22 protein-coding genes are annotated in these 23,482 nt (G+C 69.5%); 14 read left to right on the forward strand and 8 right to left on the reverse strand.

Annotation, left to right across the window (positions count from 1 at the left end):
- The first annotated feature begins 135 nt into the window (after positions 1 to 135).
- The 3 genes from ACI2L1_RS34610 to ACI2L1_RS34620 all read left to right on the forward strand — a co-directional run bounded on the left by ACI2L1_RS34610 (position 136) and on the right by ACI2L1_RS34620 (position 2,957).
- Complete coding sequence (locus ACI2L1_RS34610; RefSeq protein ID WP_404743368.1) at positions 136 to 1,104, forward strand: RNA polymerase sigma factor; 969 nt, start codon at positions 136 to 138, stop codon at positions 1,102 to 1,104.
- Between the two features lie 87 nt (positions 1,105 to 1,191).
- Positions 1,192 to 2,085: an alpha/beta fold hydrolase gene (locus tag ACI2L1_RS34615; RefSeq protein WP_404743369.1), complete on the forward strand. Its 894-nt coding sequence runs from the start codon at positions 1,192 to 1,194 to the stop codon at positions 2,083 to 2,085.
- A gap of 20 nt (positions 2,086 to 2,105) precedes the next feature.
- Positions 2,106 to 2,957, forward strand: coding sequence for a GNAT family N-acetyltransferase (locus ACI2L1_RS34620; RefSeq protein WP_404743370.1), 852 nt, complete (start codon positions 2,106 to 2,108; stop codon positions 2,955 to 2,957).
- A 169-nt stretch (positions 2,958 to 3,126) separates the two neighbouring features.
- On the opposite strand, the gene ACI2L1_RS34625 is transcribed toward ACI2L1_RS34620, so the two are convergent.
- Positions 3,127 to 4,443 (reverse strand): amidohydrolase family protein, encoded by a 1,317-nt coding sequence (locus ACI2L1_RS34625; RefSeq protein WP_404743371.1) that lies wholly within the window; start codon positions 4,441 to 4,443, stop codon positions 3,127 to 3,129.
- 555 nt (positions 4,444 to 4,998) lie between these two features.
- Here ACI2L1_RS34625 and ACI2L1_RS34630 point away from each other — a divergent pair.
- Together ACI2L1_RS34630 and ACI2L1_RS34635 are read left to right on the forward strand one after the other, a co-directional pair.
- Entirely contained in the window at positions 4,999 to 5,772 is a 774-nt protein-coding gene (locus tag ACI2L1_RS34630; protein WP_404743372.1) for an Atu4866 domain-containing protein, read from the forward strand.
- A gap of 54 nt (positions 5,773 to 5,826) precedes the next feature.
- The gene (locus tag ACI2L1_RS34635; protein ID WP_404743427.1) at positions 5,827 to 7,218 is read left to right on the forward strand and encodes an amidohydrolase family protein; all 1,392 of its coding nucleotides are present in this window, start codon (positions 5,827 to 5,829) and stop codon (positions 7,216 to 7,218) included.
- A gap of 3 nt (positions 7,219 to 7,221) precedes the next feature.
- On the opposite strand, the gene ACI2L1_RS34640 is transcribed toward ACI2L1_RS34635, so the two are convergent.
- Together ACI2L1_RS34640 and ACI2L1_RS34645 are read right to left on the reverse strand one after the other, a co-directional pair.
- On the reverse strand, positions 7,222 to 9,051 hold the full coding sequence (locus tag ACI2L1_RS34640) for a sensor histidine kinase (RefSeq protein ID WP_404743373.1): 1,830 nt from the start codon (positions 9,049 to 9,051) through the stop codon (positions 7,222 to 7,224).
- A complete protein-coding gene (locus ACI2L1_RS34645; protein WP_404743374.1) occupies positions 9,041 to 9,745 on the reverse strand; it encodes a response regulator transcription factor in 705 nt (234 codons plus the stop codon). The genes ACI2L1_RS34640 and ACI2L1_RS34645 overlap by 11 nt, the downstream gene beginning before the upstream one ends.
- Positions 9,746 to 9,827: 82 nt before the next feature.
- On the opposite strand from ACI2L1_RS34645, the gene ACI2L1_RS34650 reads away from it, so the two are divergent.
- Genes ACI2L1_RS34650 through ACI2L1_RS34675 form a run of 6 tightly spaced genes read left to right on the forward strand, consistent with a single transcriptional unit; the run spans position 9,828 to position 14,916 of the window.
- Entirely contained in the window at positions 9,828 to 10,484 is a 657-nt protein-coding gene (locus tag ACI2L1_RS34650) for a hypothetical protein (RefSeq protein WP_404743375.1), read from the forward strand.
- 37 nt (positions 10,485 to 10,521) lie between these two features.
- Positions 10,522 to 11,085, forward strand: a complete 564-nt coding sequence (locus ACI2L1_RS34655) for a hypothetical protein (RefSeq protein ID WP_404743376.1) — start codon at positions 10,522 to 10,524, stop codon at positions 11,083 to 11,085.
- Positions 11,075 to 11,605, forward strand: coding sequence for a hypothetical protein (locus ACI2L1_RS34660; RefSeq protein ID WP_404743377.1), 531 nt, complete (start codon positions 11,075 to 11,077; stop codon positions 11,603 to 11,605). The genes ACI2L1_RS34655 and ACI2L1_RS34660 overlap by 11 nt, the downstream gene beginning before the upstream one ends.
- Before the next feature lie 34 nt (positions 11,606 to 11,639).
- Complete coding sequence (locus tag ACI2L1_RS34665; protein ID WP_404743378.1) at positions 11,640 to 12,956, forward strand: hypothetical protein; 1,317 nt, start codon at positions 11,640 to 11,642, stop codon at positions 12,954 to 12,956.
- Positions 12,953 to 13,687 (forward strand): ABC transporter ATP-binding protein, encoded by a 735-nt coding sequence (locus tag ACI2L1_RS34670; protein WP_404743379.1) that lies wholly within the window; start codon positions 12,953 to 12,955, stop codon positions 13,685 to 13,687. The genes ACI2L1_RS34665 and ACI2L1_RS34670 overlap by 4 nt, the downstream gene beginning before the upstream one ends.
- Positions 13,684 to 14,916: an ABC transporter permease gene (locus tag ACI2L1_RS34675; protein WP_404743380.1), complete on the forward strand. Its 1,233-nt coding sequence runs from the start codon at positions 13,684 to 13,686 to the stop codon at positions 14,914 to 14,916. Before ACI2L1_RS34670 ends, ACI2L1_RS34675 begins: the two co-directional genes overlap by 4 nt.
- Positions 14,917 to 14,984: 68 nt before the next feature.
- Here the strand turns inward: ACI2L1_RS34675 and ACI2L1_RS34680 are convergent, their stop codons facing one another.
- Both ACI2L1_RS34680 and ACI2L1_RS34685 read right to left on the reverse strand, forming a co-directional pair.
- Positions 14,985 to 15,767 carry an SDR family oxidoreductase gene (locus ACI2L1_RS34680; protein ID WP_404743381.1) on the reverse strand — a complete coding sequence of 261 codons (783 nt, stop codon included), beginning with the start codon at positions 15,765 to 15,767 and terminating at the stop codon, positions 14,985 to 14,987.
- 114 nt (positions 15,768 to 15,881) lie between these two features.
- Positions 15,882 to 16,721 carry an SDR family NAD(P)-dependent oxidoreductase gene (locus ACI2L1_RS34685; RefSeq protein WP_404743382.1) on the reverse strand — a complete coding sequence of 280 codons (840 nt, stop codon included), beginning with the start codon at positions 16,719 to 16,721 and terminating at the stop codon, positions 15,882 to 15,884.
- Positions 16,722 to 16,940: 219 nt separating this feature from the next.
- Between ACI2L1_RS34685 and ACI2L1_RS34690 the strand changes: the two genes are divergently transcribed.
- Together ACI2L1_RS34690 and ACI2L1_RS34695 are read left to right on the forward strand one after the other, a co-directional pair.
- The gene (locus ACI2L1_RS34690) at positions 16,941 to 17,786 is read left to right on the forward strand and encodes a helix-turn-helix domain-containing protein (protein ID WP_404743383.1); all 846 of its coding nucleotides are present in this window, start codon (positions 16,941 to 16,943) and stop codon (positions 17,784 to 17,786) included.
- Positions 17,787 to 17,870: 84 nt separating this feature from the next.
- A complete protein-coding gene (locus ACI2L1_RS34695; RefSeq protein WP_404743384.1) occupies positions 17,871 to 18,170 on the forward strand; it encodes an Atu4866 domain-containing protein in 300 nt (99 codons plus the stop codon).
- A 44-nt stretch (positions 18,171 to 18,214) separates the two neighbouring features.
- On the opposite strand, the gene ACI2L1_RS34700 is transcribed toward ACI2L1_RS34695, so the two are convergent.
- Both ACI2L1_RS34700 and ACI2L1_RS34705 read right to left on the reverse strand, forming a co-directional pair.
- Positions 18,215 to 18,679 (reverse strand): VOC family protein, encoded by a 465-nt coding sequence (locus ACI2L1_RS34700; RefSeq protein ID WP_404743385.1) that lies wholly within the window; start codon positions 18,677 to 18,679, stop codon positions 18,215 to 18,217.
- A 37-nt stretch (positions 18,680 to 18,716) separates the two neighbouring features.
- A complete protein-coding gene (locus tag ACI2L1_RS34705; protein WP_404743386.1) occupies positions 18,717 to 19,592 on the reverse strand; it encodes a helix-turn-helix transcriptional regulator in 876 nt (291 codons plus the stop codon).
- Positions 19,593 to 20,239: 647 nt separating this feature from the next.
- On the opposite strand from ACI2L1_RS34705, the gene ACI2L1_RS34710 reads away from it, so the two are divergent.
- Positions 20,240 to 23,083, forward strand: coding sequence for an MGH1-like glycoside hydrolase domain-containing protein (locus ACI2L1_RS34710; protein WP_404743387.1), 2,844 nt, complete (start codon positions 20,240 to 20,242; stop codon positions 23,081 to 23,083).
- Positions 23,084 to 23,137: 54 nt separating this feature from the next.
- Here ACI2L1_RS34710 and ACI2L1_RS34715 read toward each other — a convergent pair whose 3' ends face one another.
- Positions 23,138 to 23,473: a hypothetical protein gene (locus ACI2L1_RS34715; RefSeq protein WP_404743388.1), complete on the reverse strand. Its 336-nt coding sequence runs from the start codon at positions 23,471 to 23,473 to the stop codon at positions 23,138 to 23,140.
- Positions 23,474 to 23,482 lie beyond the last annotated feature (9 nt).

A 23,482-nucleotide genomic window follows, 5' to 3' on the forward strand; every position in this document is an offset into this window, starting at 1 on the left:
AAAATGGAGACCCTTGTGGGGGAAGCACGTCACGGGACCGCCGTATCGCGCGGATCATGCGCCAAACCCGCTGCCGACCGGCTGACCATTCCTCGTCAGTACGATGGCGGCGGCGACCAACGGAGGAAGGACCCCATGAGCCGGAGCGCGGGCGAAGCGGCACGCCTGGAGGACGCGGCGCTCACCCGGGCCGCGCAGGCCGGGGACGTCATCGCCCTGGGCCTGCTCCTGGAGCGGCACCGGGCCGGGATGCGCGCGGTGGCGCTGAGCCTCCTGGGACCCGGGCCCGACGCCGACGACGTGGTCCAGGACGCGTCCATGACCGCGCTCCGCCGGATCGGCGACGTCCGCGACCCGGCGGCCGTGGGGCCCTGGCTGCGGATGATCGTGCGCAACGCCGGCCGTTCCCTGCTGCGCGGCGCGGTCCCCTCCCGGCCGCTCGACGACCTCGACATACCCGCCACGGACGCGGGACCCGAACACCGGCTGGAACAGCACGCCCTGCGGGACTGGATCTGGGAGGCCATCGAGGAGCTGACGCCGGCCCTCCGACTGCCCCTGGTACTACGGCACTTCAGCAACACCGTCACGTCCTACGAGCAGATGGCCGACGTCTGCGGAGTCCCGGTCGGCACGGTCCGCAGCCGGCTCAGCCAGGGCCGCGCCAAGCTCGCCGCGGCCCTCGCCGCCACCGCGGACAGCGCGCACGACGATGTCTCGCGGCGCACCCGCGCCAGCCGGACCGAAGCGGATGAGACGCTGGCCGCCGCCGAGAGCGGATACTTCGGCAGGCTGCTCACCGAGCGCTGGTCCCCCGAGGTCGCCCTGCTCAAGGGAGGGGTCCCGGTGGGCGGCCGGGACCGCCTGGTGCGCTCCATGGACAGCGACGTCGAGGCCGGGGTACGGCAGCGTCTCGTGCACGCCGTGGCCGGACGGTCGCTCGTCGTCTGGGAGATGGAGATCCTCAACCCGGCCACCGACCCCGAGCACTGCCCGCCCGAGGTGGCCTGGGTCATGACCCTGGACGACGCCGGCCGGGTGCACCGGCTGCGGCTGTTCCATCCCACGCCCTACCTGGCCGCCCGCCTGCTCCTTCCGGCGTGACGGGCGTCACACAGTCCGGGTCGAACTTCGCCCTTCTCCCCGCGTCCTGCCGGTGTAGTCGACACCCGCCGGATACGGAGAAACCCCATGACCACCTCTGCGACCGCCCCCTTGACGGAGGGCACGCACACCGTCGAGATCGACGGCGTCGTACAGCGCTACCACGTCCACGGCACCGGGCCGGTGTGCGTCGCGCACTCCGGCGGCCCGGGCATCCTCTGGGAGTACCTGCGCATGCCCGCGCTGGAGCGGCACCTCACCGTCGTCTACCCGGAGCCGGTCGGCTCCGGCGGCTCGGGCCGGCTGCCGTCCCACCCGCACGGCTACACCCGGTCCCGCTACAGCCGGTTCCTCGACGGGCTGATCGAGCACCTCGGCGTCCCCGAGGTGCACCTCCTGGGGCACTCGCACGGCGGTTTCGTCGCCCAGTACCACGCCCTGCACCACCCCGAGCGTCTCGCCGGGGTGATCCTCTACGAGAGTGCGCCGCTCACCGGACCCGAGCACGGTGCCGAAGCCGTGCGCATGGTGCAGGAGTTCGCCGCGCGCCACGCCGAGCACCCCGAACTCCCCGGGATCATGGCGGCGTTCCAGGCCATCCCCGCCATCTCCGACGACGCGCGGATGACGGCTGTCGCGCAGGGGCTGTTCCCCGCGTACTTCGCCGACTACTGGGGCCGGGAGGAGGAGTTCGCCGCCGCGCGTGCCGCTGTGCGAGCCACGTACATCTCGGGGTTGGAGGAGGACCTGACCCCGCATGTCATCGACGACCGCGCGGAACTCGGCTCCCTGACCGTCCCCACGCTCGTCGTCGTAGGCCGTCACGACTTCATCTGCGGGATGCGGTGGGCCGAGGAGCTGCACGGGCTGATCCCCGGGTCGGAACTGCTGATCCTGGAGACCAGCGGGCACTTCGGGCATATCGAGGAGCCGGACGTCTTCGCGCGGGCGATAGTCGATTTCGTGCAGGCGGAGAAGTGACGAGAGAGGGAAACAGCACCATGAACACAGTCGTTCTGCCGTCCGTAACCGAACTCTCGGAGGCGGAGGCGCTCTTCCGGTTCCAGACGGAGGCACCCGAGACCGTCCGCACCGCGCTCGGTATGAGCGGCACGCGGATGGGCGGCGGGGTGGTGCTGTCGATGAACAACGATGTCACCCACTTCTGGAGCAAGGCCCTCGGCTTCGGTGTCACCGCACCCGTCACCGCCGAACTGATCGGCGAGGTCTGCGACTTCTACCGTGCGCAGGGGACCCCGCAGGCCGTCTTCCAGATCGCCCCGGCCCTCCTGCCCGAGGACTGGGCGGAGATCTGCGCACGGGAAGGCCTGGTGGCGCAGTCGTCCTGGTCGAAGCTCGTGTGCCCGGTCGACGAGGCCGTGGCCCGCGCCCTGGACACCTCTCCCGACGGGATCCGCGTCGGGCCCCTGGCGGCCGACCGGGCCCTGGAGTGGGGGAGGGTCCAGATGCGGGCCTTCGGCATGCCGCCGGAGCGTTACCCGGAGATGCCCACCGGGACGGTGACCCAACCGGGGTGGCACCCCTTCGCCGCCTGGCTGGACGGCGAACTCGTCGGCACCGGCACGATGTTCGTCCGCGGGGAGACGGCCCAGATGTTCGCCGGCGCCGTCCTGCCTCACGCCCGCAACCGGGGCGGCCAGACCGCCCTGCTGGCCGCCCGCGCCCGCCTGGCCCAGGAGTTGGGGTGCGTATGGCTCATCGCCGAGACCGGCACGGAGGAGCCCGGGACCCACAACTCGTCCCTGCACAACATGTTCCGGCTGGGGTTCGAGGTGGCTTACGAGCGGCCCAACTGGCGGTGGACGGCCGCGGGGGAGGACAAGGAGGCGTAGGCAGCCGGATCGGCAGCCGTCCGGTGCGAGGTGGGGCTCTGCTTCGAGCGGACGCTGTCGACGAATCCACCGAGGCCGGGTAGCGGTTCCGCGCGAGCGTCACACTTTCCCGGAAAGGGTGACGCTCGCGGCCGGAGCACCCCGGGCCACGGCGAGGCGGCGGCCCGCGTCAGATCACGCGGGCCGCCGCCTCGCCGGCGGCCCGCTGTGCGGCGACCCGGTCGACGCGGACCGTCTCGCCGTTCTCCACGACGGGCTCGCCCGCGACCCAGACGTCGGTGACCGCTCGGGAGCCGGCCGCCCACATGAGGTTGGCGAGGAGGTGGCCGTCCTCGACGTCCAGGCCGGTGGCGAAGTGGGGGCCGTCCACGGAGACGTGGATCAAGTCGGCCCAGTTTCCCGGACGGAGCGCACCGATGTCCGTCCGGCCCAGGGCCGCGGCGCCGCCCGACGTGGCCATGAGGAAGGCGTCCGCGGCTGTCAGGGCCAGAGGGTCGCCCGTGGTGAGGCGGCAGAACATCATCGCCAGCCGGGCCTCCTCCCACAGGTCGAGGTCGTCGTTGCTCGCGGGGCCGTCGGTGCCGAGCCCGACGGCCACGGACGCGGCGCGCAGGGCGTGGAGGGACGCCGTACCGGAGGCGAGCTTGGCGTTGGAGCCGGGGCAGTGGGCGACACCCGTGCCCGACTCCGCGAACAGCCGGATGTCGTCGTCGGAGAGGTGCACGGCATGGGCTGCCAGCAGACGACCGTCCAACAGACCGCTGGTGCACAGCAGTTGGGGCACCGAGCCGTGCCGCTCTCGCTGGGCGACGTCCTCGGCGAGGGTCTCCGCGACATGGATGTGCACCAACGCCCCGCGCTGCGCGGCCTCTTCCGCCGTCGCCTGCAGCGCCTCGGGCGGCAGGGTGTAGGCGGAGTGCGGCCCGTAGCAGAGCTCGACGCGCTCGCCGGGGCCGAAGCGCAGGCCGTCCGCGTCGATCCACTTGCCTATGGCGGCGAGGTCGGCGCGCCAGTCGCCCCCGGGCAGGTCGAAGTAGGCGGGTGCGACGAGGACCCGGCTCCCCGCCAACAGGGCCGCGTCCACCACCTGTTCGGCGTGCGCGTACATCTCGGCGCTGGTCGTGACGCCGTACCGGAGCATCTCGACGCAGCCCAGGACCATCCCCGCGTGCGCGTCCTGCGGCCGCATGCGGGCCTCGGCCGGCCAGATGGCGTCCTGGAGCCACGCCATCAGCGGGAGGTCGCCGCCGAGGCCCCGCAGCAGCGTCATCGGGGAGTGCGCGTGGGTGTTGACCAGGCCGGGGGCGAGGATGCCGGACAGGTGGGTGCGGGGGATGTCGTCAGGGATCGCGGGGGCCGCGGAGGCCGCGCCGCAGTAGGCGATACGTCCGTCGGGGCCTACGTCGACCACCGCGTCGCGCAGTACGGAGCAGGTGGGGTCGGCCGGCAGAACGACAGGGGCGAGGAAGCGTCGTGATATCGACATGAGGTGGTTCTGTGTCCAATGCATCGTGGGGGGGGGAGGGGGGCCGGGCGCAGACAAGATGGGAGACAGGCTCGCGAGTTCGACCGGGACGATGTGATGTCGATCACGAGCTGGCGTGAACTGTGCCTTCCTGGGGCCGAGCTCTCACTCCGTCCTCGGCGAGCGCCTGGGACGAGGTCTTCACCGGTCTCCACGGCGCGAGCCGCATCAGCGTCCCGGATCGAACCGCCCCGTGGGCCGGTCGCCTGGAGTCGTGATGCCCTGGGCAGTGGGCCCGGGGCCATGAGGGTGGAGTCGGGGCGGATGCCGGTGGCTTGCGGGCTCGTCTCGGGCAGTCGGCGCGGTTCGGTCAGGCGGCACTCGGTGGGCGAGATCTCCGCTCGGCGGCCCGTCAGTGCCGACCGTGGGTGTCGCGCACCTAGGGACACCGCGGCCTGGTTCCGGTTGGGCCGCGCGATGAACCTGGTGCTCGGACAGCCGCAGTAGCTGCCGAAGATCTGGCTCTGGCTCTCACTTCGCGCATCGGGCGGAGCCGATTCCACCGAGGAGCCCGTCATGAGCATCACCGACTTGAACACCACGTATGCCGCCGGCACCACTGGCTGGAACGCCAGGGCCCTGGACGAGATCGTCTCGAACGACGGCGGTCGTCCCGTGCTGTTCACCAACGCCCGGATTCTGACGATGGATCCGCTGATCGGGACGGTGACCGGAGCCGACCTGCTGTTCGTCGGGTCCCTGCTGGTGGGCGTCGGCCCCGGCATCATCACCGCGGCCGGCGACGACAACGCCATCGTCGTGGACTGCACCGGCATGACCATCACCCCCGCCGTCGTCGACACCGCCGCACTCGCCGGCGGCCGAGCACACCGCTCCGAATTTCTCGCCACCCTCACCCCGGGCAACAGCCCCGACTTCCTCGTCGTCCCCGACGAGGACGCCATCGACGTACCCGCGGCCCTGGCCACACTCTTCACCCGGCCCCAGCAGGTCCGTGCCCTCGTCGCGGCCGGCCGGCCCGTCCTGTGGGACGGCGCCGACGCCCCCGGCCGGGCCACCGCCCCCGAGGCAGGCGTCCCCGCAGCCCCCGACCTCACCGGCAGCCCGCACGTCGGCGTCTGGATCGACGTCAAGGACTTCCTGCACCAGGAGCTCACCGCCGACGGCCGTTACGACGAGACCCGCGGTGGACGCCCCCACGCCTACCAGGGCCGGTACTGGATCGACGGCGACCGTATCGACTACCTCGACGACCTCGGCTTCTGGGCCTACGGCGAGTTCACGGGCGACGAACTCCACCACGCCGGCTACGTCATGAAACTCGGCTGACCCAACTCCCGCCCCCTCCATCTTCGGCGTACGGAAAGAAGACCTCTCATGAACATGAACGTGAACGACACCACCAGCCCCGCCGTGCTCGAACAGCTCCGGCGCCTGCCCGCCGGCCGGCGACGCGTCCTCTTCACCGGCGCGACCGTCGTCACCATGGACCCCGGCCTCGGGGTCATCGAGGGCGGCGACGTTCTCGTCGAGGGCGACACGATCGCCGCGGTCGGCCGGGGCCTGGAGGCGGGGGACGCCGTAGTCGTCGACGCCGCTGGTACGGTCCTCACCCCCGGCTTCGTCGACACCCACCGGCACGCCTGGGAGGCCCAGTTGCGCCGGATCATGCCGGACGTCGACGACCTGGGCGGCTACGTCATGGCCACGCTGGCCGGTTACGCGACCGTCTACCGGCCCGAGGACATGTACATCGGCACCCGGCTGGCCGCCCTGACCGCGATCGACAGCGGCATCACCACGATGCTCGACTTCTCCCACAACTCCCGTACCCGCGAGCACTCCGACGCCGCGATCGAGGCGCTGATCAACACCGGCATCCGGGGCGTGCACGCCTCCATGGGGCCGCACTTCGGCGACTGGGACCGACAGTGGCCCAGCGACCTGACCCGCATCAAGGACCAGTACTTCAGCACCGACGACCAGCTGCTGACCCTGCGTCTGGCGACCCTGGCCACCGACGAGATCGCCGGCCCCGCGCTCGCCTACGGCCCCGAACTCGCCCGCGTCGCAAGGGACTTGGGGTTGGGGGTGAGCGTGGACGCCGTGTTCGGTGCGTCCGGCTCCGAGGCCGTGCTGCGCTGGGCGAAGGACGGCGTCCTCGGCCCCGACGTCACCCTCATCCACGCCACCGGACTCACCTCCGAGGCATGGCAGGCGATGGGGGAGACCGGCACCACCGTGGCGCTCGCGCCCACCTCCGACGCCCAGATCGGCCTGGAGACCGCGATCCCCGCCATCGACGAGGCGCTGTCCGTCGGTATCCGTCCCGGTCTGAGCATCGACGTCGAAGTCGCCCTGGCCAGCGACATGTTCACGCAGATGCGGGCGCTGCACGCCATCCAGCGGATGCGCGCGGTCAACTCCGTGTACGGCACCGACCGGCAGCCCTCCCGCATCACCGCCCACGACGTCCTGGACTTCGCCACCCTCCAGGGCGCCCGCACCAACGGCCTGGCCGCCGTCACCGGTTCACTGACCCCGGGCAAGAAGGCCGACCTGCTGGTCATCCGCGCCGAGGACCTCAACAACATGCCGCTCAACGACCCGATCGGCACCGTCGTCCTTGGCTCCGACGCCCGCAACATCAGCGCCGTCCTGATCAATGGCGAGCCCCGTAAGTGGAACGGCCAGGTCCTCGACGTGGACCTGCCCGCCCTGCGCGCCGAGGTGCACGCCTCCCGCAGCTACGTGCTGAACACTCCGGCGGCCTGAACATCACCCGCCGACGTTCCCGGTCTGTCCGGGCAGACGGATCGTGAAGGCCGTTCCCACTCCGAGGGTGCTGGTCACCGACACCGTTCCGCCGTGCGCCTCGGTGAGCTGACGGACGATGGCGAGGCCGAGGCCGCTGCCGCCGGTCCGGCGGCTGCGGGACTTCTCGGCTCGCCAGAACCGGTCGAAGACCCGGGGCAGGTCGTCCTCGGAGATGCCGCTGCCGGTGTCGGCGACCTCGATGACCACCTCGTCCCCGGCGCGATGGCAGGTCAGGGTGACGTTGCCGCCGGACGGGGTGTGCCGTACGGCGTTGGACACCAGGTTGCCGACGGCCTGACGCAGCCGGACGGGGTCGGCGTACAGCGGGGGATCGCCCTCGGTACGGGCGGTGAGGGCGACACCGGCGGCCTCGGCACTGCTGCGGTGGACGGCGACGACATGGCCGAGGAGATCGCGCGGAGAGATCGGCTCGGGATGCAGCCGCAACTGCCCGGCGTCGGCCTCCGCCAGATCCTGCAGATCGTCGACGACGCGCTGCAAGAGCAGGGCCTCCTCCAGCAGCGAGGCGACGAACGCGTCGTCGGAGACGGCCACACCGTCCTGCGCGGCTTCGAGCCAGCTGCGGATACTGCTGAGCGGGGTGCGCAGTTCGTGGGCGACATCGCTGACCATGGCCTTGCGCTGGTCCTCCATGCGCTCGCGGCGCTCGGACAGGTCGTTGAAGGCGGCGGCCAGGTAGCCGATCTCGTCGTTGGTGGTGACCGGTACCCGTAGGTGCTCCCCCGCCGGGCGCCGGGCGGCGTAGGCCAGCGCCCGCAGCGGTCGGACCAGCCTGGTGCCGACGGTGATGGTGACCGCCACGGTGACGAGGAGCACCAGGGCCGCGACCCCGGCGATCCGGGCCGTGTTCTCGGCGGAGAGATCGATTCCGGGGGCGGTTCTCCCGGCCGGCGTGGTGACGAACAGCAGGGCGGCGGAGGCGACGTACGGGGCGAGCTGGTCGCGGCGGGCGGTGTCGATGCAGTTCTGCACGGCTTGGACGTTGTCGTCATGGGCCGTGAAGTCGAGGCCGACCTTCACGTAGTCGCCCAGGTTCCCGCGCTTCACGCACTCGTTGGCCAGGGTGTTGAGCCGTGTGAGCGCCGTGACCTCGGTCGCGGTCAGGTTGTCCGAGAGGTTGCTCAGACCGCAACTGTCGTACGCCGCCTGGAGTTTGGCGTTGTCGGCCGGCGTGTAAGAGGGGCGGCCGTCGGGTCCCTCGGTGAGTTTGACGGTCGGGTAGCCCGCGCCCCGCACGCATTCGAGGGGCTTCGCCGCCAGGTCGCGCAGGTGCTGTCGGTCGGCGGCGGTCAGTCGGTACGGGCCGACGGCGCGGGGGTCGATGCGGTTCGCCTCGGTGGCGGGCAGCAGCGCCGGGTCGGTGCGCAGCGGGTCGACGACCGCCGAGGCCCTGACCGGGAGGGTGGTGACGGAGCCGGACGAGGCGATGGGCTTGCGGTCCTCGGTGGTCAGAGTGATCCGCCGTCCGCTGTGCTCGGCCAGGCGGCGCAGGGTCGGTCGTACGCCGGACCAGTCGCGGTGGACCGCGGCGTAGCCGACGAGCGTGTCGTAGATGTCGGCGTCGTCCGAGAGGACCTGCCCCTGTTCCTGCTGGATGGCGCTGGTGGCGGTCCGCGCGGCCAGCCAGGCGGTGGCCGCGACCGCGCAGACGGCGATCGCGACGGAGGCGCCCAGCAGCCGGACGAGGAGGCTTCTGTGCAGCGGCACCTTGGCCCGGACTCGCGTCTTGGGCCTGGCCCCGGCTTTCCTGGGTTCCGTCTCAGCGCGCACGGTCGCTGCCGTCGATGATCTTGTATCCGACGCCGAACACCGTCTGCAGATAGACCGGCTGACGGGGCGCGGGTTCGATCTTCTTGCGGAGGTTCAGGACGTGTACGTCGATGGTGCGCTCGGTGATGTAGCGGTCGGATCCGCGGGTCTGGGCCAGCAACTGGCTGCGGGTGAAGACCCGCTCCGGCTCGGCGACCATCGCCGCGAGGATGTCGAACTCGCCCGGGGTGCAGTCGACTTGGCGGCCGTCGATCTCGACGCTGCGCCGGACCGGGTCCACGGCGAGGCCCCCGACCCGCAGCACGGGATCGTCCGGTAGGGCGGCGGCCGCCCGGGTACGCCGCAGGAGGGTGCGGATGCGGGCCATCAGCTCGCGGGGGCTGTACGGCTTGGTCATGTAGTCGTCGGCGCCCAGGTCGAGGGCGAGCAGCAGGTCCCGTTCGGTGGTGCGCGCGGTCAGCATCAGCATCGGCAGATCGGACTCGCGGCGCAGGATGCGGCACACGTCCAGGCCGTCGACCATGGGCATCATCACGTCGAGAACCAGCAGGTCGGGCGGTCTGCGGCGCACCTCGTCCAGGGCCGCGCGCCCGTCGTGGACCACATGGGCCGTGTGGCCCTCGCGTTCCAGGTAGCGGCGGACGATCTCGGCCTGTTTGGCATCGTCCTCGGCCACCAGGACATGTGCGTTCATGCGCCCACCATAAATTCGCCCCGGCGACACCAGACAGGATTCTGATCGCGGTCTGACAGGATCTTCATAACCTCCGGTCACGGTGTCCGCCATGTCGAACCCCACAGACCGAGCGCGGCCGGATCTTGGCCATGCGCTGCGAACATCCCTGCTCGGCGTCGCCAGCGTGACGGCGCTCATCGTCCTCACCGCGTGCGGCGGTGGCGGATCGAGCGACGCGGACGACAACGGCAAGGCCAAGGACGACGGCGTGGCCTCGATCAACGACCCGAGCGGGAGCGGTGCTTCGGCGAAGGCGACCGCTGACGCCGACTCGGGCCGTCCCCAGCTCCGGCTGGACACCAGCGACGAGGAATCGGCCCGGCTATGGGGTGTCTGGGGGGCCTGTCTGCACGACAAGGGTGTGCCCTCCGGGAAAAAGTCCGGTTCGGACAAGTGGATGCCCAATACAACCCCAGACAAATACCCCGCCCAGTACAAAGCGTGTCAGTCGAAGCAGCCGCTCCAGCCGCCGGAGACGGAGCCGGACACGAACCCCCACTACGTCGACGACTACCGCGCGTATGTCAAGTGCCTGAACGACCACGGCATAAAGGTCCACATGATCCCGGACCACTCCATGGGAACGGACGCCCTCGCGTGGACCTTCAACAAGGACTATGTCCAGACGATGAGCGAAGCCGAAAGCGGCAAGATCGACGAAAAATGCGAACGGGAAGCCTTCAGTGGTGACAAGTGATATGCGAGTTAGCCCTCTTGTCCTGTTCGTCGTCGGGATGTCGGCGCTCGTCGCCCTCACCGGGTGTGGTGGTGGCGGATCGGGCGGTGGTGAGGCAAATGACGATGGCGTCGCCTCGATCAACGACCCGAGCGGGAGCGGTGCTTCGGCGAAGGCGACCGCTGACGCCGACTCGGGCCGCCCTCAGCTCCGGCTGGACACCAGTGACGAGGAAGCGACCCGGCTGTTCGCCGTCTGGACGGCCTGTCTGCATGACAAGGGTGTTCCCGGCGGGCACAAGCCCGGCGCGGGGGACACCTGGTTCGTTAGCGAACCGGCCGCCAAGTACCCCGCCCAGTACAAAGCGTGTCAGTCGAAGCAGCCGCTCCAGCCGCCGGAGTTGGTCCCGTCCACGAACCCCCATTACGTCGACGACTTCCGCGCATGGGTCAAGTGCATGAACGACAAGGGCATGAAGGTCCACATGATCCCGGACCACTCCGCGGGAACGGACGACTACTCGTTCACCTACGACGAGGGTTATGTCCCAACGATAAGCGAAGCCGAAGAGAACAAGATCCAAGGCAATTGCCAACGTGAAGCCTTCAGCGATGGCAACTGATATGCGAGTTAGCCCTCTTGTCCTGTTCGTCGTCGGGATGTCGGCGCTCGTAGCCCTCACCGGGTGTGGTGGTGGCAAGGCCAAGGACGATGGTGTCGCCTCGATCAACGACCCGAACGGGAGCGGCGGTTCGGCGAAGGCGGGCGCCGATCCCGACGCCGGCCGCCCGCAGATCCGGCTGGACAGTACCCAAGAGGACATCACCCGTCTCTGGGACGCCTTTTCGGGTTGCATGAAGGAGAACGGGGCACCGAACGGAAAGGCCGAGGACGACAGCCCCGCCATGAAGGCCTGTCGCTCGAAACTTCCGCTCAATCCGCCGGAGCTGGACCCGGCCAAGAACCCGAAATACAGCGACGGTGCACGAGCCATGGTGAAGTGCATGAACGACCACGGCATCAAGAGCGTCATCGGCGACAACGGCCTTTGGGGACTGGAGAGCGGAAACAGTCTCAATGCCCCCAACTACGCCTCGATCGAGACCGATTGTCAGGTGAAGGCATTCGGTGGCGACAAATGACGGATCGACAAAGAAAGTACGCAGGAGCCCTTCAGTGGTAGAAACCGACGACACCCAGGAACTCCGCCAAATACGTCCACGCGCCGACGACTCCGAGGAAGTCCGTCCGCGCAGGGCGAGCCGGCGGAACCGACGGGTGGCCATCGCGGTCGCGATCCTGTCCGTCCTCTCCGCGAGCGCGCTCACCGTTGCCATGTGGCCGGGAGGCGACACGAAACCGGCCACCGGGGCCAGCGACTCCGCGCATGTGAAGACCGCCGTGGTGACCAAGGCCGACCTGTCCAACGCCCAGACACTCCAAGGCACCCTCGGCTACGGCAAACCGTTCACCGTGAAGGGCGGCAAGTCCGGCCTGATCACCTGGCTGGCGAAGCCGGGCACCACGGTCAAGCGGGGCAGGGCGCTGTACAAGGTGGACAACAACCCGGTGCCGGTCTTCTACGGCGGTACGCCGCTGTACCGCACGCTCTCGGCCAGGGGCACCACCGGCCCCGACGTGAAGGTGGTCGTGGACAACCTCAGGGCGCTCGGCTTCGACGTCGGTGCGCAGCCGGCCCCCGGCACCTGGGTCACCCAGCAGCCGCTTCCCGCGGACGAACCCGCCGCGAGCACCGACGAGTCCGCCGCGAAGGGCGACACGGCCGAGGAGTCCGGGAGCCCCTCCTCCGTACCCTCCGCACCTGCCCCCACCCCCACCTCGGTCAAGGTCACACAGGGCGACGGCGTCCTCACCACCGACCTGACCGCCGCGATCAAACGCTGGCAGACCTTCACCGGCGCGCCCGCCACCGGCACCCTCGGCATCGGCGACATAGCCGTGATGCCGGGCCCGGTACGGGTCGACGCCGTACAGGCGCAGTCCGCGGACCAGGCCGACGGGGCGCTGATGACCGTCACTTCCACCGCCAAGTCGGTCGGTGTGCCGGTGGAAGCGTCGGACGCCGGCACGATGGCACGCGGCGACAAGGTGACCGTGACCCTGCCCGACAACTCCACCGTCAAGGGCACCGTCACCGCCATCGGTACGACCGTCCAGAGCAGCCCCGACAACGGCGGCGGAGGCGGCTCGGACGGTCCCGCGCAGCTCACCGTCTCCATCTCGGTGCCGGACAGCGAGGCGATACGGAAGCTGACCTCCGCCCCGGTCCAGGTGCAGTTCACCTCGGAGACCCGCAAGGGCGTACTCACCGTGCCCGTGGACGCGCTGCTCGCGCTGAGCGAGGGCGGCTACGCGGTCCAGCGGCCGGACGGCCGGCTGGTGGCCGTGAAGACCGGGATGTTCGCCAAGGGGCTCGTGGAGATCAGCGGTACCGGTGTCACCGCCGGCCTGCGGGTCGTGACGACCTCATGAGCCGGCGCCCTGTGCTGGCCGTGCTCAACGCGGGCATGGCGTACCCCGGCGGGGTCAAGGCGCTGGACGGTGTCTCGCTCGCGATCGAGTCGGGCGAGCTGCTGGCCATCGTCGGCCCCTCCGGATCCGGCAAGTCGACCCTGCTGAACATCATGGGCACCCTGGACCGGCCGACCAGCGGCACGGTGGAGATCGGCGGCCAGGACGTCGCCCAGCTCTCCGACCGGCAGCTGTCGGCACTGCGGGGCCGCTGGCTCGGCTTCGTGTTCCAGCAGTTCCATCTCACCGACGGTCTGACCGCCGCCGAGAACGTCGCCACCGGACTGCTGTACGCGGGGGTCCCGCGCCGCAAGCGCCAGCCGCTGGCCCTGGAGGCGCTGGCCCGGGTCGGCCTCGCCCGCCGTGCCCGGCATCTGCCGAACCAGCTCTCCGGCGGCGAACGGCAGCGTGTGGCCATCGCCCGCGCGCTCGTCAACCAGCCCGCCCTGGTACTGGCCGACGAACCCACGGGCGCCCTGGACACCGCCAACGGCAGGGCCGTACTGGACCTGCTGACCGCACTGAACCAGGAGGGGACCACCATCGCGATCATCACCCACGACCGGGACATCGCCGCCCAGTTGCCCCGCCGCGTGGAGATCCTCGACGGTCACCTCGTCGCCGACAGCCACCTCGACACCTCCACCCCGACCGCCGCTTACACAGACGCACTTGGGAACAGCCGGTCATGACCGCCACCCTCACGCCGACAACGCCGGTCGCCGACACCCGCCCCGTCCGGCTGGCCCCCCTCGACATCCTCAGACTCGGACTGCTGGGCATCCGTACCCGAAAGATCCGCGCGGCCCTCTCTGCCCTGGGGATCTCGATCGGCATCGCCACAATGATCGTGGTCACCGGAATCCCGGCCTCCAGCCAGAAGGCCCTGATGAACGAGCTGTCCGCGCTCGGCACCAACATGCTCCAGGCCGTACCGAACTCCACCGGCAACAACCCGGTGCTCCTGCCGCCGCAGTCGGTGGACATGGTCCGCCGCATCGGACCCGTCACGCAGGCCAGCGCGGTCGCCAACACCCACGCCACCGTCTACCGCAACGACCGTGTCGACCCCAACGACTACGCGGGTCTCACCGTCCTGGCCAGCAAGACCAACCTGCTCAAGGCGATCAACGCCAAGGTCCAGTCCGGCCGGTTCCTGAGCCCGGCCACCGAGAAGTTCCCCACGGCGGTGCTCGGTTCGGTGGCGGCCTCCCGCCTGGGCGTGTCCAGGGCGGGCGGCGGGGCGAGCGACTCGCTGATCTACGTCAACAACCGCTGGTTCACCGTCATCGGCGTCCTCGCCAAGACCCCCTTGTCGCCCGACATCGACCGCTCGGTCCTGGTGGGCTGGGACGCGGCCCGTACGCAACTGAAGTTCGACGGCCATCCCACGGTGCTCTACATCAAGGCCGAGGAAGACCGGATGGAAGCGGTACGGCAGGTCCTGCCCGCGACCATCTACCCCGAACTGCCGGGCATGGTCCAGGTCAGCCGCCCCTCCGACGCGCTGGCCGCCAAACGGGCCACCCAGAGCACGTTCTCCGCGCTGTTCCTCGGTCTGGCCGGGGTCGCCCTGCTGGTGGGTGGCATCGGAGTGGCCAACACCATGGTCATCTCCGTCCTCGAACGCCGCCGCGAGATCGGCCTGCGCCGCGCCCTGGGCGCCAACCGGGGCCAGATCCGCAGCCAGTTCCTCACCGAGTCCGTGGCCCTGTCCGGGCTGGGCGGCCTGGCCGGCACCGTGCTCGGCGTTCTGGCCACCGTCGGGTACGCCACCTACCAGGACTGGCCGCCGGTCATCCCGCTCAGCTCGGTGGCCGCGGGCTTCGGGGGCGCGATCGTCATCGGCATGGCCGCCGGCGTGTACCCCTCGATCAGGGCCTCCCGGCTGACCCCGACGGAAGCGCTGGCGACGGCATAGCCGACGCCCGTGCGCCGGTGCGGGCAGGGACGGTAGTCGTCCCTGCCCGCACCGGCGTAGAAGGTGTCTCAGATGGCCTGGGCCGTGGGGAGGATGGTGATCTCGGTGAGGTTGACGTGCCGGGGGACCGCTGCCATGAAGGCGACCGTCTCGGCGATGTCCCCGCTCTGGAGGACGTCGATGTCGTGGATGAGGTCGGCCATCAGCTTGGAGGCGTCGGGGTCGGTGACATGGTCCGGCAGCTCGGTGTCGACCATGCCGGGCTCGATGGTGGCGACGCGGACCATCTTCGGGCCGAGCTCGACGCGCAGCAGCCGGGTGAGGTGGCTGATGTAGGCCTTGGTGCCGGAGTAGATGGAGAACTTGGTCAGGATGCGGGTGGCCGCGATCGAGGACGTGTTGATCAGGTCGGCCGCCTTGCCCTGGGCGGCGGAGTCCGTCAGGTGGGGGAGGAAGGCGGCGATGACGTTCATCAGGCCGCTGATGTTGAGGTCGATCTGGCGCTGCCAGTCGTCGACCTTCAACTCCTCGATACCCGAGATGAGTTGGACACCGGCGTTGTTGAACACCAGGTCGGCCTTGCCGAAGCGGGCGGCGACCTGATCGGCGGCCTGCTGGACGGCGGCACCGTCGGTGACGTCGACGGCGATCGCCAGCGCGGTGCCGCCGGCGGACTCGATGTCCTTCACGATGGTGTCGAGCCTGTCCTTGCGGCGGGCGAGTACGACCACGGTGGCGCCGAGTTCGGCAAGGCGCTTGGCGGTGACGGCGCCCATGCCGCTGGAGGCGCCGGAGACGACGGCGACGCGGTCGGTGAGGGGGGTACCGGTGAGCAGGGCAGCGGACATCACAAAACCTCGATCTCTGTGCTGTTTAACGGTGATTGACGGTGTGTCAGGCGATGGGGGGAGCCGTCAGGCAATGCGGTGCGTCCTGCATTGCGGTGCGTCAGGCGATGCGGAGCGTCAGGCGGCGTCGTCGTACGCGGTGGCCGCGGACTTCTCGCTCCAGGGGGCGAGGTCGTCGCGGATCTGCTGGATCTTCACCTCAAGGCGCTCGATCGTGTCGCGTCCCAGGTAGAGGTGGGTGGGCAGCTTCTCGCTGGAGGTGACCTCGACGATGAGGGCGGCGCCCTTGACCGGGTCCCCGAGCTGGGCGTGGTTGGCCTGGTCGATCCAGTCCAGCGTCACGTGCGCGGGCGTGTCGTCGTAGTCGGAGATGCGGTTCGCGGCCACCGACAGGGAGCTGGTGTCGAGGAAGTCCGTGCGGAACACACCCGGTTCGACCACCATGGACTGGATGCCGAACGGCGCCATCTCGGCGGACAGCGCCTCGCTGATACCGGCGACGGCGAACTTCGACGCGGCGTACATGCTGACGCCGGGCTCGCCCTCGAAGCCGGAGCGCGATCCGATGTGCACCAGCTTGCCCGAGCCCTGCTTGCGCATGACGGGGAGCACGGCGCGGGTGACGTTGATCAGGCCGAAGACGTTGAGGTCGAACAGCGAGCGGGCCTCCGCGTCGGTGACCTCCTCCAGCGCGCCCAGCAGACCGCGGCCGGCGTTGTTGACCAGAACATCGATCCCGCCGAACCGGGCCACGGCGGCGTCGACCGCCTGGGGGATTCCGTTGTTGTCGGTGACGTCCAGAGCGACCGCGAACACGTTTTCGGAATTCTTCAGATCGTCGGGGATGCGCTCCGGATTGCGAACGGCCACCACGACCTTGTTGCCTTCAGCCAGAGCGGCGCGGGTGATCTCGGCGCCAATTCCTCGCGAAGCTCCGGTGACGAACCACGTAGCCATGAGAAATACCTCTCTCGTTGTCTGCCCCTCGAAGGGGTTCGGCGGCTTGCGTGTTTGAGTCTGTCGTCGCCCGAGAGTCGTATGAAGGCAGCGGTTTTCCTGGGTGTCCCACACCCAGGCTGAAAGAACAAGCAGTCGCGTGGGGTGTCCATCCGGCGGCAAGGAGTCACATTGCCTGGACCATTCCTCCCGTACATCCCGCCGGTCTAGTGTGGCCCCATGAGCACTGGGTCCCCTTTGGGTGATTTCCTCAGAGCCCGACGTGAAGGCTTGAAGCCCCAGGACGTCGGCCTTCCCGAGTACGGCCGACGTCGTGTTCCGGGCCTGCGCAGAGAGGAAGTCGCGATGCTGGCCGGGGTCAGCGCCGACTACTACATCAGGCTTGAACAGGGGCGCGAGAACAGTCCCTCGTCCCAGGTCCTCGAAGCCGTGGCCGGGGCGCTGAGGCTCGACGAAGAGGCCTTCGACCACCTCTACCGGTTGTGTCATGCCGCCGAACGCCACCGCCCTGACCGTGAGCAAGGCGAAGTCGGTGCTCAGCTCCAGCAGTTGATGGACGGCTGGGAGCACACCCCCGCGTTCATCATCGGCCCCGCCCTCGACATCCTCGCGGGCAACTCCGTGGCGACCGCCCTGCACATGGGGTTCGACAGATTCGACAACCTGGCCCGCATGGTCTTCGTCGACCCTGCCGGTCGCGAGTTCTATCAGGAATGGGAGCGAGCGGCGCACTCGTGTGTCGCCGAGCTGAGAGCGGCTTACGGCTATGACCCTTTTTCGGCCAGGATCGCCGAGGTGGTGGAGGAACTGTCGGAAGGGAGCGAGGAGTTCGTCGGTCTCTGGGGGCGGCACGACGTGAAAGCCAAGTCCCAGGAAGGCAAACACCTCAAGCATCCACAACTGGGGGACCTGCACATCCGGTTCTCGGCTTTCACCGTGAACGGCGCCCCGCACCAGCAGCTGGTGGTCTACCAGGCGGAGCCGGCCAGCCCTACGGCCACTGCCTTCGAAAGGCTGCGCGCCATGGCGACCGCACCCAAGTACGCGGGGTCCGGCCGGTTGTGATGCTGGGTGCGTGGCACCCAGGAAGCGCTCACCTGGGCGGACGGCGGCCTGGTTGGCATCGGTCGCCGGGGCCACCGTAGACCCATGACCAGCAACGACACACCCAGCAACGACACACCCAGCGCCCCGCACCCGTACGTCGGGATGTGGGTGACCGCGGACGGGTTCATCCGTCAGGAACTGCTGCCGAACGGCCGTTACGACGAGGCGCGTGGCAGCAGGCAGAGCGCCTACACCGGCAGCTACACCGTCACCGGAAACCATCTCGACTATGTCGACGACACCGGCTTCACCGCCACCGGCGACGTCCGGGACGGAGTCCTCCACCACGAACACCTCGTCCTGTACCGCGAGGGCGACCAGCCGGTCCCGCAGGGTGGCTGAGCGACATCATCGGCTACTGCACAGTCAGCGCCTGACTCAACTCGTCAGGCGCCCGGGCCGGTGCGCACAAAGAGGCAGAACGGGTGGCCCACCGGGTCGCACAGAACGCGTACATCGTCCTGAGGCTGGTGGTCCGCCAGGGTCGCTCCCAGGGCGAGGGCATGCTCGACGGCCGATGACAGATCGTCCACCTCGATGTCCAGATGCATCATCATCTGCTGCCCGGAGCGGGCGGAAGGCCAGTGCGGGCGCGTGAAGAGGGGCTCTGTCTGGAAGGACAGCCCGGCAGTGCCGTCGGGCGGTGCGATCTCAACCCAGCCCGGTTCTTCCTTCTGTATCGGCCACCCGAGCAGGCCCTGGTAGAACTGCGCGAGCTCGCGGGCATTCGGTGCATCAAGAGTCGTCGCGGCCAACATGAAACGCGGTTGGGACCTCATGCGGTGCTGCTGCCCGGATTCGCTGCTGAAAGGCCGCCGTCCGTCGTCGGGCGGCTGCCGACGTATCGCCATGCCCTTCGCCTACGACGCCTCGCTCGGATGTGGGCACTCAGTCGGTGCCCCTCGTCGTGTTCCGCCCGTGCACGGAGTCGGCGCTGAGCGAGCCGAGCAGGGAGAGTGCGTCGGCCGAGGTGCTGCCCGGTTCGGCCTGGTAGACGATGAGTTGCTGGGTGGGGGCGCTGTTGACGGTGAACGCCTCGTAGTGCAGTTCCAGGTCGCCGACCTGGGGGTGATGGAAGAGCTTGGCCTCGCGGGTCTTGCCGCGCACGTCGTGACGCGCCCACAGATCGCGGAAGTCGGCGCTCTTCAGGGAGAGTTCGCCGACGAGTTCCCGCAGCCGGATGTCCTCGGGGTCGATACCGGCCGCCCGTCGGAGTGTGGCCACGGTCGATTCGGCCGCCCGGTCCCAGTCGCGGTGGAAGCCGCGCGCGGCCGGGTCCAGGAACGTCATGCGCAGCAGGTTGTCGGAGTGGGCGAAGCCGGCGTACAGGGCGCTCGCGAGCCGGTTGCCGGCAAGCACGTCCAGGGCGTGGCCCAGGACGAAGGCGGGCGTGGTGGTCCAGGTGTCGAGGAGCCGGCGCAGAGGCGGGGCGACACGCTCCACGCGGAGCGCCCGGCGCGTACGTCGGGTGGTCGGCGTGGCCACCTGGAACAGGTGCGCGACTGCTGCGTCGTCCAGTTGCAGAGCGCGTGCCACGGCTTCGAGGATCTGCCGGGACGGGTGCCGTTCGCGGCCCTGTTCCAGGCGCATGTAGTAGTCGGTGCTCACCCCTGCGAGGGTGGCGACCTCTTCGCGGCGCAGACCGGGCACCCTGCGGCGGCCGGTCGTGGGAAGCCCCGTGTCTTCGGGGCGCAGCTGGGCACGCCGTGCGCGGAGGAAACCTCCCAGCGCGTTCTCGGCGGCGGGGCCCTTGTCTGTGTCCATACATCGAGGCTAGGGCGTCACAGTGCCTGGTCGGGACGGATAAGGGGGGTGCGCTTCACCCAGGAAACGAGCACCCCGGACCAACCCCAGCGTGTGAATGGATTCAGGTAGGGATTAATGGTCTGCACCTGCACTGCCTTCGAGGTAGTGAACCGGCCTGGTGTGGTCCTGTCAATGCCGCAAGATGCCGTTTCTTCGCAGGAGATGACGGTTGCCGCGATGGGTTGACACCCGCTTTTCGGGCGCCCATCATCGGTGCGAACTTCGGCGAGTCATCTCACGCCCCCATTGCGTCTCCAGGTCCCAGGCCTTCATGGTCGATCGTTTTGAATCGATTCAAGCACTAAGCGCCAAGCGTCAGGTGTCCAGTTGGGGCAGTTGGTTCCCCATCGATCCGGGAGGTACTCATGCGTCGCCGTCGGCCACCGCTGAACCGAAAGCCCAGTCCAGGGCGCCTAGGGCGTGTGTCGGAAGTCCCTTCGTCCGCCCGAAGGGCGGGCTCTGCGGCGTCTGGTGCGTGCTCTCGGCGTGCGGGGTGGAAGTCCTCGTACTGGACGTACTTGGGCTTTCACCCCGTGCGGCGAGAGTGCGTGCCAGGCGTCGCGGGGCAGAAGGGACTTCCGACACACGCCCTAGTCGGCCTCGTCATGGCGGTGGCCGCCGCGCTGGTCGTGGCCCCCGCGTCGTCCGCGGGTGCGGCACCTCCGTCGGCCGGGAGCGCGTCCGCGACCGCAACTGCCAGACCCCGAGCGGTACTTGACGCCCTGAACTACTCGCCGACCTCGCGCACCCTCAAGCCGACAGCCGTCCACCGCACATCCGGCAGCGTCGCGAACCCGCAGAACGTCCTGAGCGGACAGCCGACGCGGATCTCCGGCTCGCAGTCGGCCATCACGCTCGACTTCGGGAAGGAAGTCGGCGGATTGGTAACGTTGTCATTCGGTGGTGCCAGCTCCAGCGGCCAACGGGTCGGCCTGGCCTTCAGCGAGTCGTCCCTGTACGTGGGCAACAACAGCGACCGCAGCAGTGGCCGCGACGGCGAGGACGGCGCCCTCTACGCCACTGCCTCCGCGGGCGGCACCTACACCATGCCCACGGCTCAACTGCGCGGCGGCTTCCGTTACTTGACGGTCTTCCTCGACACCTCGGGCTGGGTGGACCTCAGGGGCGTCAGCCTCGGCTTCACCGCGGCCCCGGGCAAGGCCAACCCGGCCGACTACGCCAACTACTTCTCCTCAAGCGACGACCTGCTCAACCGGATCTGGTACGCCGGGGCGTACACCGTGCAGCTCAACACCATCGCCTCCCACCAGGGTCGCGCCTGGCCCCCGCCCGCCTCGGCATGGGACAACAGCGCCACCGTCGGTGTCGGTGACTCCGTCCTGGTCGACGGTGCCAAGCGCGACCGTACGGTGTGGCCCGGTGACCTGGGCATCGCCGTACCCACGCAGTACGCGTACTCGGGCGACCTCACCTCGACCCGCAACGCGCTCACCACGATGTACGACGCGCAGTCGGCGGCGGGTGAAATCCCCTGGTCCGGGCCGCCGTTCAACCTCACGGGCTCGGACACCTACCACACCTGGACCCTGCTGGGGACGTCGACGTACTACACGTACACCGCCGACCGGGCGTGGCTGGACTCCGAATGGGCCGACTACAAGCGCGGGATGGCCTTCATCACCGACAAGATCGACGGCAACAACCTGCTCAACGTGACCCGCACCCAGGACTGGGCCCGAGTGGGTCAGGGCGGCGAGAACATCTCCGCCAACGCGCTGCTGTACGGCGCGCTCAAGGGTGGTGCCGCCCTCGCCACCGTCGAGGGCGACAGCGCGCTCGCGGCGAGCTGGAACAGCAAGGCGGCCGCCATCAGGTCCGCCGCCAACTCCCTGCTGTGGGACGCCGCGAAGGGCATGTACAAGGACAACCCCACCAGCGGGCTCTATCCACAGGACGGCAACTCCCTCGCCGTCTGGTACGGGTTGACCGACTCCACTGCCAAGTCGAAGAGCATCATCGCGGGGCTCGGCAAGAACTGGGGCATCTACGGCCCCACCACGCCCGAATGGGGCAGCAACGTCTCGCCGTTCGCCGGCGGCATGGAGCTGAACGCCCGCTTCACCGCCAATGACGACTACGGCGCCCTGGCACAGATCCGCCGCACCTGGGGCCACATGCTGAACAGCGACATCGGCACCAGGAGCACCTTCTGGGAGGGCGTCAAGTCCGACGGCGGCCTCGCCTACGGCGGTTCGTTCATGAGCCTGGCCCACGGCTGGTCCACCGCGCCGACCTCGACGCTCACCTTCGACGTGCTGGGCACCGCACCCGAGTCGTCGACCGGCGCGTACCGTTTCGTCCCGCACCCCGGCGACCTGACCAGCGCCGAGGGCCGCATCACCATGCCCCAGGGCGCTGTCAACGCGTCCTGGTCCCGCGACCCCTCCGCAGGCACCTACTCGGCACACCTGACCAGCCCGTCCGGCACCACCGGCCGTATCGGAGTCCCGAAGCTCGGCGGTGGCAACATCTCGGTGTCCGTGAACGGCACCACCGTCTGGAGCAACGGAACCTTCACGCCCACCTCCGGCATCACCGGCGCGAGCCAGGACGACACCTACGTCTACCTCACCGGCGTCGCTCCGGGCGGCTACAGCGTGACCGCCACCGGACTCGGCAATCCGGCTCCGCCCGCCGAACCCGGTACCGGCGCCCTGCGAGCCGGCTTCACCCGGTGCGCGGGCGAGGGCGGCACCTGCTCCTTCAGCGGGACCCGTTCGGTGGCCTACGGCGCCGGAACGTACACGTACAAGACGGTGACGAGCAGCACCGCCTGCTCCAACGACTCCTTCCGCGGCGACCCGGCGACGAATCTCGTCAAGTCCTGCTACGTCGCCGACGCGGGCGGCCCGCCCGGATACACCGCCTGCGCCGCCGAGAACGGCACCTGCGCGGTGCCCGGCTACAACCGCGACGTCGCCTACGGCGCCAACGGCAACTTCGCCCACCAGGTCACCAACGGCTCCGTCGCCTGCACCAACGCCCACTTCGGCGATCCCATCGACGGCGTCGCCAAGTCCTGCTACCTGCCGCCCGACGGAGCACCGGCGGGCGGCTGGACCAAGTGCGCCTCGCAGAACGGCACGTGCCCGGCCGCAGCTGGACAGCCGGTGATGTATGGCGCGTTCGGGGCCTTCACCACGGCCACCGCCACGGGCGACACCGCGTGCACCGATGCGATGTTCGGCGACCCGATCCCCGGTGAGTCGAAGGCCTGTTACACCGCAACCGGCGGCCCCGTCGGCTACGCCACCAACTGCTCGGCCGAAGGCGGCACATGCGGCTTCAGCGGACAGCAGACCGTCGCCTACGGCGCACGGGGCCGCTTCCTCTACAAGTCGTTCACCGGCGGCACCGGTTGCACGACGGCGGCCTTCGGCACCGACCCACTGCCCGGCGTGAGCAAGTCCTGCTACCTCACGTCCTGAGCGGCGCGACGCCTCCGGCAGCCCCCACTTCCCGCGTGCCAGGGGGCTGCCGGATCACTCCGGATGGGCCACTGCCTCCTTCTGCAGCTGCACCGCCGCGAGCAGGCTCAGCTTCGGCTCCGCCTGGCGCAGGGCCTTCACCGCGGCGACCGAGCCGAGGTCCCCGGTGAAGCCGACGGCGGCCAGTCGGGAGCGGACCCAACGGGCGTGCAGCCGACTCTCGTTGGCTCCGGCGGTGGACTCCACGAGCGCGACAGCGCGTTCCAGACCGAGGCGCTCCTCCGGCGAGGCCCCGGCCAGTGCCTGACGCAGGGCTGCCACGACCACGTCCGAGTCCCGGATGGACAGCACGAAGTTGTTCTTCTCGCTCAGTTTCGTGATTCCCCTCATGGGGCCAGC

It is taken from the genome of Streptomyces sp. NPDC019531, from assembly GCF_044903305.1.
Taxonomy (GTDB): Bacteria; Actinomycetota; Actinomycetes; order Streptomycetales; family Streptomycetaceae; genus Streptomyces.